The sequence below is a fragment of the Spongiibacter pelagi genome, assembly GCF_014705705.1.
In the GTDB taxonomy this organism is placed as follows: Bacteria; Pseudomonadota; Gammaproteobacteria; order Pseudomonadales; family Spongiibacteraceae; genus Spongiibacter; species Spongiibacter pelagi.
In genome coordinates this window covers 728533-744003 of the sequence record NZ_JACXLD010000001.1, presented here as the reverse complement: position 1 = coordinate 744003, position 15471 = coordinate 728533, and the positions used below count along the sequence as shown (strand labels likewise).

Genomic DNA, 15471 nt, shown 5'->3' with positions numbered 1-15471 from the left:
GCATCAATACGCTTTAACGCGGGTATTCCACTTCGCTTCAGCGTGATGATGGCGGTCGTTTTTCCAGCCCTTGCCATTACTCGCGTGATGGCTGCCGGCACGACCCCCTTTATCACCGTGATGCTTGTGTTTATCCCCATAAGCATGTCTATCTGAGTAGCCATGCTTACCATGGTTCGAGTGCCGGTCGTTGTATGAGTGTCTGTCGTGGTAGGAGTGTCTATCTCGATAATCTCTGCCCGCGCCATAACTGTAATAAGTATAGCCGTGACTGTGCGAGTAGGCCGGCCGGTTCACTTCAATATGGAAGCTGCTGTGAGTATCGCAAAAGCGGCGACCATTTCGATGCGACCAGCGATGGTGATTATCGGTATGCACATGGGTAACACGACGATCGCGATGATCATCTTGAGCGGCAACAATAATCGCTGCGCCCAGTAATACCGCCGCAGCGGCTTCAACTTCACCGGCTTCAGCAGGCTTTGAAACGGTCATCGCCAATGGTGCCAACAGCCCCAGACTTAATAAGCCCATCCAGCGGCGGCGTGTTCTTTTAACTGTGGTTTCAGTTGCGTAGTTTTCACGATTCATTTGCATCTCCTCCGCGTTAGAATCGAGCTCAGATTACGCCCGTGAAAATGAACCGTGGCTTAAGCCATCAGCGATATTTTATGGTTTTTTTACCACCCCAAAAAATGCCCTAAACGCCCATGATCCGGGAACTTTAGGCCATTTTTCCAGCGGATATTACTTATAACTAATTCCCAAAAACTCCGGTACAGTCACTTCCAACTGGTACTAAATTAGGCAGCCTGCCCCATTTTTAGAGGCTAGCATTAACGGAGTTTTGTCGTGGATATCGCAACCCTGCTAGGTATGTTCGGCGCACTAGGCGTCATTATCGCCGCCATCTTTGTCGGTGGCAGCGCCTCCAGTTTTGTTGATACCCCCAGTCTGCTTATCGTTTTGGGTGGCGGAGCACTGGCTAACCTCGTTAAATTTCCGCTGTCACAAACCCTTGGTGCCTTTAAGGTTGCGTCCCGCGCCTTTGTTCACAAGCCCACCAGCTCACAATCCCTGATTCAAGAGTGTATTGAACTGGCCACCATCGCCCGTCGCGAAGGATTGCTGGGCTTGGAATCCGCTGAAATCAGCAATGAATTTCTCGACAAGGGCGTACAAATGGCCATCGACGGTCACGACCCCGCCTTTGTTAAACGCGTGCTCAATAAAGAGATCAACCTGACTATTGAACACAACGAAACCGGCGAGGCGATTTTTAAAGGCTTGGGCGATTCCTTTCCCGCCATGGGCATGATCGGTACGCTGGTCGGCCTAGTGCAGATGATGTCCAATATGTCGGACCCCAAAGCCATCGGCCCAGCTATGGCAGTTGCGCTGTTAACCACCCTTTACGGTGCGGTTTTAGCCAATACGGTTGCCCTGCCCATTGCCGACAAACTCGCCTTCCGCACTGCAGAAGAGCGCCGCAACCGCAGCCTTATTCTCGAAGCGGTGGATGGTATTCAAGAAGGGCTTAACCCCCGCGTATTGGAATCCCTGCTGGCGACTTATTTACCCGATGGCGCGAAAGACGCCGAAGCTGAAAACAAAACTAAAGCGGCGTAAGAAATCATGGAAGACGCTCCTCAGAAAAAGGTCGCCCCCGGCGCTCCTGCGTGGATACTGACCTTTGCCGACCTCATGTCGCTGCTGCTGGCGTTTTTCGTGTTGCTATTTTCCTTCTCCGAATTGGACAAACAAAAATTCAAGGAGCTTTCCGGCTCCCTGAAAGATGCCTTTGGCGTACAGCGCGAAGTCAAAGCCAAAGAAACGCCCTTGGGCACCAGCTTTATCCAGCGTGAATTCAGCCCCGGCCGCACCAACCCGACTATTCGCAATCAGGTTCGTCAGGAATCCATGAACGAACTGAAGCGTTATGCGCTGGCAATCGACGTTGAAAAAGTGGAAGACCACCTCAGCAAGGAAATGGAAAGCGGCCTGGTTGAAGTCGCCAACGATGGCGAGCAAGTTATTACCATCCGCATTCGAGAGATGAATTCATTCCCCATTGGCAGCGCCGAGCTGTCCAAAAGCTTTTACCCGGTCATTAAGAAAATCAGCGACGTTTTACATGAGATTGGCGGCCATGTGGTGGTGGCTGGACATACCGACCCGGTGCCGATCCACAACAGTAAATTCCGTTCAAACTGGGACTTGGCCTCAGCAAGGGCCGCCACAGTACTGCATCAAATTACCGCAGTAGGCGAATTACCCAACCAGCGCTTCCGTCTCGCCGGTTATGCCGACACACGCCCGCTGGGAGACAATAATACCGAGGAAGGGCGAGCACAAAATCGTCGGGTAGAAGTTGTACTGCTGCGAGATGACACCATTGATGCCGATGGCAATTTTATTGTTCGCGGCAAGGACATTGAAACCACGACTGACGAGGCAGCCGCCCCGCCAAGCGATACTCCAGAAACTTCTGACTAAGGAATAGATGGTATTCCCTAGTCAGGGTTTATTAGTTTGAGCGTTTAACAAACTTACTAATAATCACAATACGCTGACCGTTAACCCGGCCTTCAATATGTTCGGGATTACTGGTCAGGCTAATACCGCGCACCGCCGTACCGCGCTTGGCGGTAAAATTCGCGCCCTTAACATCCAGATCCTTGATCAGCGTTACGGTATCGCCGGCCTGTAGAACTGCGCCATTAGAATCAAGGGTTTTTTCAGCATTGGCCGACTCTAAACCCTGCTTTGCCCAAGTAGTTAACTCATCGTCCAGATACAACATATCCAGCAAGTCTTGCGCCCAAGGTTCTGCACTCAAGCGCTTAAGAATCTGGAAAGCCATCACCTGCACCGCAGGCACTTCGCTCCACATACTCTGATTCAGGCAGTGCCAGTGATTTACATCGAGCTCACCGCCTTCGGCCAACTGCTTGCGACAAACCTCACAGGCATTCACGCAATCAGTCGCATTGTCTGCAAGTCTTGGCGGCACCGCCAACGGCGATAGAGACTCAGCGCTACCACACAGTTCACACACATTGCCGCTACGTTCGTTTAGGATTTGCTCGAGACTCATAATAACCATTTTCCAAAAGTGGTTATTATACTGCCTTTGCCGCGCAACGTGTGTTGTAAGAACAAATAAATGGATAAGAATATCTCAGCGCCATCGCTGATTAAAATTTAGGCATAAAAAAAGTGACCACAAAGGGTCACTTCTTTTACGTTTTAGCGAGCGAGAATTAGACGCTTAGCGCACCCAATAGTTGGGCCAAAATGCCATCCACCGCATCGCAAACTGTCGACAGCGGGGTATCGGCCAATGGACACGCCGCCGCACCACCACCTTCAATCGCACTTGCGATTGGCGCTAGCAGAACATCCAACGGTGTGCCGGTTGGGCCAGTACCACTTTCACCGTCGCTACTAAAACCAGCGGCCGCATCGGCCAAAGGCCCTAATATCTCATCCAGCGGCGTATAGGTTGGGCCGGTGCTCTGACCATCATCGCCACCTGCCATGCTGCCGGTAATGGCATCCATTAAAGTACCAATACCGTCAAACAGCGGCACCATTACGGTAGATAGTCCGGTAAACAGTTGCGCACTTAGCGCGCTAACGCCAGCGTCAATCTGGTCGCTGACGACACCGTCTTGATCCGCCTGCTCTTCAAGGAAAGCAACCGGTAAAACATTTATCAGCACATTCTTCAGCAGATTGTCTACGGTTTGCGTTGTAGTGCCAGATACCGCCACACCATCGCTGCTGGCCGCCGCCAACGCCACATTACCTAAATCGGTTAGAGCAGTACCGATGGTGTCCAGAGCACCACTCAAAATCGGCGCGCTAGTCACTTCTGGGGGCAGGCTGCTGGTTCCTTCAGAAAACGCGGCCGCCAACTCTTGGAACAATACCGCCAATTGCGCTGGACTCATGCTGGATGGATCACCGCCATTGGCCAACGCCGCCGCCAGTGCAGTTCCAAGCGCTTCTAGCGGTGTACCCGCAAGCGGATTATCTGAACCCGATGAATCCGTAGAGCTTGTTGTGCAGTCACCCTGCCCTACCAAGGATGCCAAGGTATTGGGCAAATCCACGGTCAGCTCAGTAGCCGCCAGCTGGGCATTCGCTGTAGCGGATTCAAATGCCGCCTGCGGATCACCAGTAGCGGGATCAATCGCCGCAAAGGCATCCAGAATATCAATGACATCTTCTGCAACAACCTGCCCTAAACAAGTAAGGGCCGCTTCCAATGGAGTCCCTGCGGCTGCGCTAGACAAGCCACCAAAAACTTGCGTGGATAACGGATCTTGCAGCGCATCCAGCGGGCCTTCTACTCCGGCATATTGCACAGGAGTCTCTGAACCCGTGTCGGTATTGTCACCGGTAGTAGTCGGTGATGATTTAGATGAACCGCCACCACCACAGGCCGTAACCATAATGCTACAGCCCAAGATTAGCGCGGGTAATAATTTGCTTGCGAATTTATCTGTCATGAAAACGTTCCCTCGAACAAAGACTTTTTGCCTGAGCTAGGCGGTAATCTGGCGACTTACAAGCAGCCAGATAAGCCCACTATCTGAACAGAGTTTTGAATCGACGAAAGTACGGGGTTTCCCGAACTTTCTACGCAAATGGGCCAACATCTGTTGACCCATACCTTTAAAACATACTATTGAGCTGCCTCAGCGAAATTAGGATTGACCCAGTCCCAAGCTGCTAAGCAGGTTGTTTACCAAACCAAGCAGGGCAGAAACAGGGTCGGTACCGGGATTCAAGCTCAAGGTGCTCAGCAGGCTATCCACCACTCCACATACAGGGTTCAGCGGAGTAGATGACAGCGGACAAGAGCCCACGCCGCCAGTTTCGATAGCATCTGCAAGTGGGGCCAGCAGCAGATCCAGCGGTGTACCAGTCAGGCCACCAGTAGAACCTGAGCCTGAACCGCCAGCCGCCAGCAGATCACCTAATTGAGTCAGAGGAGTCATGATTGCACTCAGATCACCAAAATTTGGATCTGCAGTTCCTCCACCCAAATTGCCAGACAATGCACCATTAAGCGTATCAACCAGCGTACCCAGCGCTTCAAACAAAGGCGGCACAACAGTAGACAAAGCGCTGTCGAGCTGAGTCGTCAGATCGGCTACACCAGACTGAATCGGCGCACTGAACAATCCTTGCTGACCGGACTGCTCTTCAATAAAGGCCACCGGCAAAATATTGATAAAGACATTGTTCAGCAGGTTTTCAAGGGTCGTAGTTACCGCTTCCGAGGTGCCGTAACCATCTTGCAGCAGCACTTCATCCAGCGTTACCGCCAGATCAGCCAGCGCCGTTTCCAGTGTGCTCAGCGCACCGCCAAGAACAGGTGCCTCTGCGACCTCGGCAGGCACATTGTCGGCAATCGCCGCGCTTAGCATTTCCAGAAGGTCAGCCAATTGAGCCAAGTCCAGCGGGCTATCTGCGCTACCGCCGTAATTACCCAGAATGCTGTCAAAAGCCGAACCAAGGTCTGCCAGTGGCGTTCCCGCTAATGGGTTACCACTTGCTGAGCCGCTACCTGAACAATCACTCGCACCGACTAAAGACGCCAATAGGTTTGGTAGATCGCTAGTCAGCTCCGTCGCCGCCAACTGAATGCCATCGGTGCTGGCACCGAGTACCGCGTCCAGTACATCGACCACATCTTGAACCACAACTTGATCCAAGCACGAAACCGTACCCTCAAGCGGCGTACCTGAAAGGGCATCACCTAAAGGAGAAAGCACCTGAGTAGACAGGGGTTCCTGAACTGCATCTAGTGGGCCAGACACACCGCTATAAGTAGAAGGTGAACCACCTGAGCTGGAGCCACCGCCCCCACCACAGGCCGTTAGAAAAACACTGGCGCCTAATACCGATGCCGCCAATCCCTTATTTACAAATTCCTTTAACATGCTTTTATCTCCAAATTCACAGCTGCCAAGCCCACAGGAAAACCAACACCTGAACGCGTTCCCAACACTCAAAGATCACAATCCGTGCATTTAGCTCTTTCTTTAATGCTTAATTTCGACACAGATTTATCCACGTGGGAGATTGAATCAGTTGCAGCCCGAGGAAGAACTAGGGACTTTTGCGTATAGCGCAGCTAAGCAAAGTCGTTTCTTTATTTCGAAGATATTGATAAATGTCACAAAAACAGCGCCAAGTACGGCACTTAGCGCAAATGCTGTAAAACAGCAGAGCTAACAGATACGCGCTAATACTTATACCGCTAGGTACAATTCGCAGCAGCGTGTCTTATCAAGGATAATGGGCCCATCATTCAGAGCCGAAACAACAAAAACCTATTTCGAACGGACCAGATTGTGAAAGTAGATGCCCCATTTGATTACCCAAATCCTTTTCTTCGTGATATCGAAATTCAGGCTGAACATATCGACGGACTCGGGCACGTCAACAATGCGGTCTACGTTTCTTGGTGTCAGGAGGCGGGCTGGGCGCATTCGGTAGCGCTGGACTTGGATTTAGCAAGCTACAAACAATTAGATGCCGCTATGGCAATTCGGCATGCGGAATACGATTATACTCAGGCGGCCTATCTCGGCCAGCGCTGCAAACTCGCCACATGGCTTACCGGCAATGACAACCGCCTGAGTATGGAGCGGCGATTTCAATTGGTACACGAGGACGGCCACACCCTATTCCGGGCAAAATGGCAGTTGATCTGTATTCGAATGAGTAATGGCAAGCCCCGCCGCATGCCCCCAGAATTTATTGAACAGTACGGTGCGGCGGTCATCACAATAGAAAGCGAGCAATAACAAAGCTCGTGATTTGTGTAGAATAATTGGCAGATTTTTTGGAGAGAGTGAAATATGAGCACCCCCTATTCCCAACACCCGTCCATGTGGCGCAATAATTTTTTTGGCTTCTTGCTGGCTTGCCTGCTCGTGCCTGTAGGGGTCGGCATCATTATCTTGCTGTACTGGTATTTAAAATGTAAATCCACCAAGCTGGAAATCAACGGCAGCGAAGTGGTGCTAGAGCAAGGCCTGCTCAGCAAGGAGCGCACCGAACTCAGTGTCAGCAGCATTCGCACCGTAAAAATCACTCAGTCCTTCTTTAATCGTATTTTTGGGGTCGGCACGGTTTCGATCTTCACCGCTGGCGACACCCCAGAAATCCAAGCGGCTGGCCTGCCCGAGCCCGAGGTCTTTCGCGACTTGATTAAAGCCAATCAGGCGAGCGCGGCCCAATGAGCGAGCGCCAAACTTCGCCCACCCGCATCCTGCTCATTGCAGCAGTCCTTTTAGGCTTGGTGGTATTGTCTGGGTGGCTGATGCTGCCCTTAGTCAATGAGTTTATTGCCACCACGTTCAGCCCCGGATTGGGCCTAAAAAATGCCGCCGTAATTTCATTTTTCGTCACCACCATCACCCTAGTGGTTTTCGCACTCGCCGCAGGCGATGGCTTGCTTGGTGAGCTGCAATATATGCTTGGCGGCTTTCTCGGCTTTTTTATCGTTATCTGGCTCATGCTCGCTTGGATTTTCTAAGACTGAGCTCAGAGCAATCATTGCCACAACAACTATTGCCACAACAACTTATCGCACAACAATAAGAATCAAGGACAGCAACTATGCGACAGCTCACCGGCCAGGACGCCATGTTTATTCACGCCGAATTACAGGGCTTGCCCCAACATTTCGGCATTATGGCAATCTACGACCAAGCCACCGCTCAGGGTGGACTGGTTCGCTTTAAGCAAATCCTGCAACTATTACAGCAGCGGCTACACCTCTCACCGATCTTCACCCAGCGCCTGCGTAAAGTTCCAATGAATCTGGATCAGCCCTGGTGGGAAAGCGCTGGCGAGATCGACATTGAACGCCATGTACACCACCTTGCGCTGCCCAAGCCGGGCGATTGGCGACAGCTCTGTATTCTTGCCTCGCGCCTACATGCGCGCCCCATGGATATGAATCTTCCACTGTGGGAAATCTACGTTATTGAGGGATTAGACAAGGTTAAAAATCTACCCAAGGGCTGTTTTGCACTACTTATTAAGGTGCATCACGCCGCGATGGACGGCGCCACCGGCGCTCAATTTATTCCTTTATTGCATGATTTAAGCGCTGAGATAAACCAATTGCCCGCTGGCCCCACTCCAGCCAAAGAGCATATTTCCAACCGCAAGCTACTCGGTGCCGCGCTGCTCAACAACCTGCGCAAGCCTGCGCAACTATGGAATTTTGGTAAGGAGATGATCCCCTCTGCGCTGCGTCTTTACCAAGGCCGCAAAGACGGCGACTTTCAAAAATTGGAAGACAAGCAAGAAACGCTATTCCAAGGCAAAATTTCTCCGCACCGGGTCTGCGATGCGCTGCCCTTTGATTTTGCCGATATTCGCGCCATTAAAAACACCTGCGAAGGCGCCACGATTAACGATGTTATGTTGACCATTATTTCCGGGGCCATGCGGCATTATCTTGAAAGTCGCCAAGCCATGCCCAAAGAAAACTTGGTTGCCGGCTGCCCCATTGATGTACGCAACGACCAAGAAGCGGACGCCGGCGGAAATATGGTGGGCTTTATGACGGTTTCCCTGCATTCCGCTATCCAAGACCCCAAGGACCGTTTGGAAGCCATCCACCAAGCCTCAATGGAAAGTAAATCTTTCGCCAACGCCCTCGGCCCCAGAGTAACAATGAAAGTGACCGATGTTTTGCCGGGGGGAATGCTGTCACTGGCCTTGCGCGCGGCAACCTCAACCGGACTTGCGGAGTCGGCGGTTATTTTTAACACCATCGTCACCAATGTGCCAGGCCCTCAAGAACAGCTTTATTTTTGCGGGGCTAAACTGGTAGATTTCATGGCGCTTGGTCCGCTACTGCCTAATGTCGGTCTGTTTCATATTGTTTATAGTTCAGTGCTAGACAAGAAAGGAAGCATCTCGGTTTCTTTTACTGCCTGCCGACAAATGATGCCGGACCCTGCATTTTATGCGCAGTGTTTGCAGCGCAGTTTTGATGAGCTAAAAGCGGCAACGCTGAAATAATTATTGACCCTGTACTCGCTGGACTTTGCCTTCAGCACTTAACTGCTAAACGACTATGCCATTTATCTCTGACAGCTCGCTGATATGCCCACTCGATCAGACCGAGTTACACCGAGAAAATGGCAGCCTGCGTTGCGCTCTAGGCCACTGCTTTGACATTGCCAAACAGGGGCATATCAATCTATTGCCGGTACAGGATAAAAAGTCCCGCGACCCAGGCGACAGCCGTGAGATGGTAGATGCCCGACGATTCTTCCTGCAAAGCGGCTGCTATGCGCCGCTGGCACAGCGACTTGCGGAAATAACCGACAACGCGATACAGGGGCAATCGAGACTTGATGTTCTCGATGCAGGGTGCGGCGATGGCTATTATCTCAATGAAATTACCGCGCGACTTGAACAATCCAATCGAGAGCTTTGCGTTACGGGTTTAGATATTTCCAAATGGGCCGCGCGAGCCTGTGCTAGTCGCTACAAGCAATTCACCGCCATCGTCGCCAGCAATCGCAAGATTCCACTTCAGGAAAACAGCCAGGATCTTGTGCTGTGCCTGTTTGGCTTTCCCGTCTATGCTGAGTTTCAGCGCGTTCTGCGTCCCGGCGGCCTGCTTATCCAAGTTGATCCCGGCCCGGATCACTTAATTGAACTGCGCCGCGAAATTTACGCTGAGGTTAAAAAGCACGAAGCCCCTAGCAGTGAAGAAGCACAGCAAAAGCTGGGCCCTCTGGTTTTCCAACAGGCCTTGCAGTTTCAGTCTGCCCCGCTCAATGCCGATCAACGCCGCCAGCTGCTTTTAATGACTCCCCATTTTCACCGAGCCAGCCCCACCGCTCGTCAACGCTTGGAACAAAAAGACGGTTTGTCGGTCAGTGTGGATGCCACTATCCGTATTTTTAGAAAAAGCCCATAAATAAGGAACCCGCATGTCGGAATTCACCACCATGCACAGCCACCAACAAGCCATGCTCAATTTGCGCGAATGGCTTGAAAGCCAAATTATTGGACAACAAAAACTGGTGGAACGGCTGCTGATCGCGCTAATTGCCGACGGCCATTTATTAGTAGAGGGCGCTCCCGGATTGGCAAAAACCAAGGCCATCCGCAGCTTGGCCGACGCCATTGAGGGCAGCTTCCAACGCGTGCAATTTACCCCCGACCTTTTGCCGGGCGATGTCACCGGCAGTGAAATTTATCGCCCGGAAACCGGCAGTTTTGAATTCCAACGCGGCCCCATTTTCCACAACCTAGTGTTGGCGGACGAGATCAACCGCGCCCCGGCCAAGGTTCAGTCCGCCTTACTGGAAGCCATGGCCGAGCGCCAAGTCAGTATCGGCAACAACACCTTTACGCTGCCAAATCTGTTTCTGGTTATGGCGACCCAAAACCCTTTGGAACAGGAGGGAACCTACCCGCTTCCCGAGGCCCAGCTCGACCGGTTTCTAATGCACGTGAATGTCGATTACCCCAGCGCCGCCGCCGAGCTGGAAATTTTGCGCCGAGTGCGCAGCGAGGATCAGGGCAATATCAACCCACCCACGCCCCTGTCTCAAGAACTGATTATGCAAGCTCGCCGAGAACTACTTGAGCTGCATATGGCCGAGCCTGTTGAGCAATATATGGTGCAACTTATTGTCGCAACTCGAAACCCAGCCCAGTATGACGAGCAACTTGCCAACTGGCTCTATGTCGGCGCCAGTCCACGCGCCACTATTGCCCTAGATCGCTGCGCCCGCGCTCACGCTTGGCTGCAAGGCAAAGATTTTGTCAGCCCGGACGATGTCCAGGCGGTCGCCCATGATGTTCTCCGTCATCGTCTAATTCTCAGCTTTGAAGCCGAGGCCGATGGCATCAACAAAGACCAACTGATCGACACCCTGATCAGCCGGGTTCCCGTAGCCTAAACCGTAAACCACTCGGGAATATTTCTTTGCCACATTCGCAATTTACATCACGCTCGATGCTCTCGGATATTCGCGGTGCCAGTGTCGAGCAGGCGCAATTGATTCGCTGTCGCTTTCAAGCTGGACAGCTAAAGCGCCCTAACAGCAAGCAAATGGGCGCACTGCAAGGCCAACATATGTCGCCACATAAGGGGCGCGGCCTCAGTTTTCACCATGTCCGTGAATATCAAGGTGGCGATGAAATTCGCCATATCGACTGGCGCGTTACCGCCCGCACCACCAAAGCTCATACTAAAATTTTTGAAGAAGAACGCGAACGCCCGGTGATTATTTGCTTAGATCAACGGCGCACGATGGCCTTTGGCAGCCGCACCCGCTTTAAGTCTGTGTCCGCCTGTCATGCGGCAGCACTGCTCGCTTGGGCGGGACTAGAAAGCAGCGACCGGATAGGCGGCATTATTTTTCAAGATCATCAACACAGAGAGATACGCCCACGGCGCAGCCAGAAAAATGTCCTTCATTTTCTGCATCAGGCCTGCGAGGCCAATCAAGCCTTATTGACCGAGCAACAAAGCGACGAAACACTCGCCCTTGCTCAGCACTTTGAAGCATTGCGGCGCATCACGCGCCCCGGTTCAAGCGTCTTTATTATCAGTGATTTTCACGGTTTTGATCAGGCCGCAGAGCGCCAACTGACCTTACTTGCTCGCCATAATTCAGTAACCGCAATACAGGTTTTTGACGAGCTAGAAGCGGCACTCCCTCAGACCGGCAACTACCCTATAAGCAATGGCAAGCAGCGTTTGCAATTGCGCGTTACCCGAGAAATACAAACGCAATTTTCCAATCACTTTCAAGCGCGAACGCAAGACTTACAAGGCAGTCTCCAACGTTGCCGAATTTCGCTGTCTCAGCTTTCTACCGAGCAAGAACCGCTAAGGATTTTGCAACAGAGCTTCAAGCAGGGCATGCAATTGTCATGAACCCGTCGACAGCCATGCCAACCACAGCCAACTCCAGCCTCGATCCACTCGCGCAATTGGCCGACATCCACCTACCCGCTGAAGTTGCCAGCTTCCCGTGGGCACCCGGTTGGTGGTTATTATTGGTGCTAGCCATAACCCTCACGGCCACGCTTACCTACTGGTTAATCAAGCGCCATCAAAATCGCGCATGGCTACGCATAGCATTGGCCGAATTACAGCAGATTGATACCTTTAAACCGGATTGCGACGCACAGTTGGCCAAGCAACTAAATCAACTCTTGCGCCGCGTTGCCATACATCAGCACCCAAAAGAAACAGCCGGACTCAGCGGCGAAAAGTGGATCAATTTCTTAGTTTCCAACAGTAAAGACAAAGCGCAAGCTCAGCAGATTTTCTCTCATCTTGTGTTCACCAGCTATTCCGCCACACAAACAATCGAAGACAAAACCCAACTCTTTCAATTTTGCCGGAAATGGATAATCGCTCAACAGGGCAGATCAATGTCCCATAGGCCCGCCGATGTTTGATTCATTTCAAACCTTCATGAATTCAGTGATCAGCCAATTGTATGGCCTAGAATTTCACTGGCCTTGGCTATTTATTCTGCTGCCTTTGCCCCTCGCGCTCAGACTCTTGTCCAAGGCAAAAGAGAATCAAAACCAAATTAGTGATGCCTTGCGCGTCCCATTTTATGCAGAACTACAAAGCTTTAGCGGTCAGGCAGAGCAACAGATACGCTCTAGCCGAGGATTGCTCGCCTTTACTTTAATCTGGCTCTGCCTAATTGCGGCCGCTGCGCGCCCAGTGAGCATAGGTGAAGCTCAACCCATAAGTGCGAGTGGCCGCGACCTCATGCTGGCCGTAGACATCTCCGGCTCTATGGGCCAAGAAGACATGCTAATACAAGGCCAAGCCATGCCGCGTATTACGGTTGTTAAAGCGGTAGTAAATGCCTTTGTAGAACAGCGCAAAGGCGACAAGCTCGGTCTTATTTTGTTTGGTTCACAAGCTTATATTCAGTCGCCCCTGTCATTCGACACCGACACCCTCAATACCTTAATGAGAGAAGCTCAGGTTGGATTTGCCGGAAAGCAAACAGCTATCGGCGATGCCATTGGTTTTGCGATAAAACGCCTCCGGCAGCGCCCGGAAAATGACCGCGTTCTGATTCTGCTCACTGACGGAGCCGATACCGCAAGCACATTGCCACCTCTTCAAGCGGCGAATATGGCCGCGCGTGAAAAAATTAAAATTTACACCATCGGTATTGGCGCTAGCGAAATGGAGGTCTCCGGATTATTCGGTTCCCGCTTTGGCGCAAGGAAGATAAACCCCTCCGCCGATTTGGATGAAAAAACCCTACGCGAAATTGCCCACCAAACCGGTGGCGAATATTACCGCGCGCACAACCCACAAGAATTGCAGTCGGCCTATCAAGCCATCAGCGCACTGGAGCCAGTTGAGCAAGAACAGGAAATGTTTCGCCCGCAACACTCACTGACACACTGGCCACTTTTGCTGGCCTTGATCAGCTTCGCGATCTTTGTGATACAGCGCAGTGACATTATTCGCACTCGCTTTACCGCAAGCGGGGAAAATCAAGATGCTTGAGTGGAGCAATTTGCCTTGGCACTGGCTTAGGCCCGAGTTGTGGTGGACGGCGCTACCCTTATGCGCGCTACTCCTTTTACTCAGCCGCCAACAAATATCGCGCAGTCATTGGCATAAAGTCATTTCGCCTGAACTTCTGCCTTGGCTGCTTGATAAAGACAGCGGCAAGCCCTCACCCACCGCAATGCTCATACCAAGCTTGGCCTGTCTTTTAGTTTGGCTGGCCTTACTCGGCCCCGCATGGCATCAATTACCCGGCAAACTCCAGCGCAATGCCGACGCCTTGGTCATTGTGTTAGATCTCTCGCCATCAATGTTTGCCGAAGACATAAAACCCTCTCGCTTACAGCAGGCAAAATACAAAATTCGCGACCTGCTCGACTTACGCGAAGACGGACAAACCGGCCTGATTGCCAGCGCCGGCGATGCCTTTGTGGTTGCGCCTCTCACCGACGACAGCAACACCCTGAATCATCAATTACAAGGACTGAACCCTGACATGATGCCGGTTCCCGGCAGCAACTTACTCGCAGGCTTGCAACAAGCGCAGACATTATTGGAACAGGGTGGCGCAAGTCAGGGGAGAATTTTGTTTATTGGCGATGGCTTTGCCGACTCACAGTGGCCCACTCTAAAACGTTTTGCCCAAACCAGTGCTTACTCAATATCGGTGCTCGCCATCGGCACGTCCGAGGGCGCCCCTATCCCCCTTGCAAAGGGCGGATTCCTAAAAGATTCCCAAGGCAATATTATTGTGCCTCGGCTCGATAATGAGGCCTTTGCAAAACTAGCAACAAGCAGCGGCGGCCTTTATCGACAACTCAGTTTAGACAATAGCGACATCCTCCCATTAAGCCAATCCACTGCGCTAGGCGACGAACAAACCGACAGTCAGCGCCAACTCGAACAGTGGCAGGATGGCGCCCCGTGGTTAATCTTGCTGACCTTGCCACTGTGCCTACTGGGCTTTCGTCGGCAGTTCATTCCACTTGTTTTGCTCATTCCGTTTACCCTGAGCAGCCACCATGCCGAAGCGCAAACATCAGCGGGGCTAAATTGGGAAAACCTTTGGCAAACTCCCGATCAGCAAGGCGCCAAATTATTTAACAGCGATCCCGCTCAAGCCGCACAGCATTTTCAAGATCCCGCGTGGCGTGGTGCCGCCCATTATCGCGCCGGCGAATTTAATAAAGCCGCCCAAGATTTTGCCAAAGATCCCAGTGCCAACGGTCATTACAACCTCGGCAACGCCCTAGCCAAACAAGGCAAATTTGATGAGGCCAAAGCCGCCTATAAAGAAGCATTAAAACTCGACCCTGAATTGACTGACGCCCAATCCAATCTTGAGAAAATCGAACAACTTGAACAGCAGCAACAAAATTCACAAGATTCGCAAGACCCGAATAGCAAAGACGGCGATAAGGCTGACACCAAGGACCAGCAGGGACCAGAGAACCAGCAAGGCCAACAGAACCAACAAGAGCAGGGTCAGCAAAACAATTCTGAATCTGATTCGGCCCAAGATGGCGAGCAACAGGAATCGCAAGACAGCGCGTCAGAAAACGCATCAAACAACGACCAAAATCCTGAGCAGCAAGCAAATCAACAACAGGCCGATGACTACGCTCGTCAACAAGCCACAGAAAGCGAGCACAGTGCCAATCCTGCCACGCCCTCAAGGGAAGAAACTTCTGAAGATGGAACAAGCCAAGATCAAGCGCTCGGTATGAGCGAACGCGCTCAGACATTGGACGAAGAGCAGCAGGCACAGGAGCAGTTTCTGCGCCGCATACCGGAAAACGATGATGCATTTCTAAGGCGCAAATTTCATTACCAGGCTGAACAACGCTCGCGCCAAGGTGAGCTTCCGCAAGCCGAAGATATCGCGCCATATTAATCATGAGACGTAT

16 protein-coding genes are annotated in these 15471 nt (G+C 51.9%); 12 read left to right on the top strand and 4 right to left on the bottom strand.

The annotated features are described in order from the left end of the window. Window positions 1-3 precede the first annotated feature (3 nt). The gene (locus IB286_RS03460; RefSeq protein WP_190762431.1) at window positions 4-591 is read right to left on the bottom strand and encodes a hypothetical protein; all 588 of its coding nucleotides are present in this window, start codon (window positions 589-591) and stop codon (window positions 4-6) included. A 261-nt stretch (window positions 592-852) separates the two neighbouring features. Here IB286_RS03460 and pomA point away from each other — a divergent pair, with 261 nt between their 5' ends. After that, window positions 853-1629 (top strand): flagellar motor protein PomA, encoded by a 777-nt coding sequence (gene pomA, locus IB286_RS03455; RefSeq protein WP_190762428.1) that lies wholly within the window; start codon window positions 853-855, stop codon window positions 1627-1629. A gap of 6 nt (window positions 1630-1635) precedes the next feature. Then, complete coding sequence (locus tag IB286_RS03450; RefSeq protein ID WP_190762426.1) at window positions 1636-2496, top strand: flagellar motor protein MotB; 861 nt, start codon at window positions 1636-1638, stop codon at window positions 2494-2496. 31 nt (window positions 2497-2527) lie between these two features. On the opposite strand, the gene IB286_RS03445 is transcribed toward IB286_RS03450, so the two are convergent. The 3 genes from IB286_RS03445 to IB286_RS03435 form a co-directional block, all read right to left on the bottom strand. Continuing rightward, a complete protein-coding gene (locus IB286_RS03445) occupies window positions 2528-3097 on the bottom strand; it encodes a PhnA domain-containing protein (RefSeq protein ID WP_190762424.1) in 570 nt (189 codons plus the stop codon). 166 nt (window positions 3098-3263) lie between these two features. Then, a complete protein-coding gene (locus IB286_RS03440; protein WP_190762423.1) occupies window positions 3264-4517 on the bottom strand; it encodes a hypothetical protein in 1254 nt (417 codons plus the stop codon). Between the two features lie 198 nt (window positions 4518-4715). Next, window positions 4716-5957: a hypothetical protein gene (locus IB286_RS03435; RefSeq protein WP_190762421.1), complete on the bottom strand. Its 1242-nt coding sequence runs from the start codon at window positions 5955-5957 to the stop codon at window positions 4716-4718. Between the two features lie 414 nt (window positions 5958-6371). Here IB286_RS03435 and IB286_RS03430 point away from each other — a divergent pair, with 414 nt between their 5' ends. From IB286_RS03430 to IB286_RS03385, 10 genes are all read left to right on the top strand, one after another. Next, entirely contained in the window at window positions 6372-6827 is a 456-nt protein-coding gene (locus IB286_RS03430) for an acyl-CoA thioesterase (protein WP_190762419.1), read from the top strand. A gap of 54 nt (window positions 6828-6881) precedes the next feature. Next, a complete protein-coding gene (locus IB286_RS03425; protein WP_190762417.1) occupies window positions 6882-7265 on the top strand; it encodes a PH domain-containing protein in 384 nt (127 codons plus the stop codon). Then, window positions 7262-7561 carry a hypothetical protein gene (locus IB286_RS03420; RefSeq protein WP_190762414.1) on the top strand — a complete coding sequence of 100 codons (300 nt, stop codon included), beginning with the start codon at window positions 7262-7264 and terminating at the stop codon, window positions 7559-7561. Before IB286_RS03425 ends, IB286_RS03420 begins: the two co-directional genes overlap by 4 nt. Window positions 7562-7644: 83 nt before the next feature. Beyond that, window positions 7645-9063 (top strand): wax ester/triacylglycerol synthase family O-acyltransferase, encoded by a 1419-nt coding sequence (locus IB286_RS03415; RefSeq protein ID WP_190762412.1) that lies wholly within the window; start codon window positions 7645-7647, stop codon window positions 9061-9063. A 55-nt stretch (window positions 9064-9118) separates the two neighbouring features. Next, window positions 9119-9973 carry a putative RNA methyltransferase gene (locus IB286_RS03410; RefSeq protein ID WP_190762410.1) on the top strand — a complete coding sequence of 285 codons (855 nt, stop codon included), beginning with the start codon at window positions 9119-9121 and terminating at the stop codon, window positions 9971-9973. Window positions 9974-9986: 13 nt separating this feature from the next. Next, window positions 9987-10964: an AAA family ATPase gene (locus IB286_RS03405; protein WP_223826059.1), complete on the top strand. Its 978-nt coding sequence runs from the start codon at window positions 9987-9989 to the stop codon at window positions 10962-10964. Window positions 10965-10990: 26 nt separating this feature from the next. Continuing rightward, window positions 10991-11947 carry a DUF58 domain-containing protein gene (locus tag IB286_RS03400; protein ID WP_190762408.1) on the top strand — a complete coding sequence of 319 codons (957 nt, stop codon included), beginning with the start codon at window positions 10991-10993 and terminating at the stop codon, window positions 11945-11947. Continuing rightward, on the top strand, window positions 11944-12477 hold the full coding sequence (locus IB286_RS03395; protein WP_190762406.1) for a DUF4381 domain-containing protein: 534 nt from the start codon (window positions 11944-11946) through the stop codon (window positions 12475-12477). The genes IB286_RS03400 and IB286_RS03395 overlap by 4 nt, the downstream gene beginning before the upstream one ends. A 277-nt stretch (window positions 12478-12754) precedes the next feature. After that, window positions 12755-13561, top strand: a complete 807-nt coding sequence (locus tag IB286_RS03390; protein WP_317889690.1) for a VWA domain-containing protein — start codon at window positions 12755-12757, stop codon at window positions 13559-13561. Further along, a complete protein-coding gene (locus IB286_RS03385; protein WP_190762404.1) occupies window positions 13554-15458 on the top strand; it encodes a vWA domain-containing protein in 1905 nt (634 codons plus the stop codon). Before IB286_RS03390 ends, IB286_RS03385 begins: the two co-directional genes overlap by 8 nt. The last annotated feature ends 13 nt before the right edge of the window (window positions 15459-15471 follow it).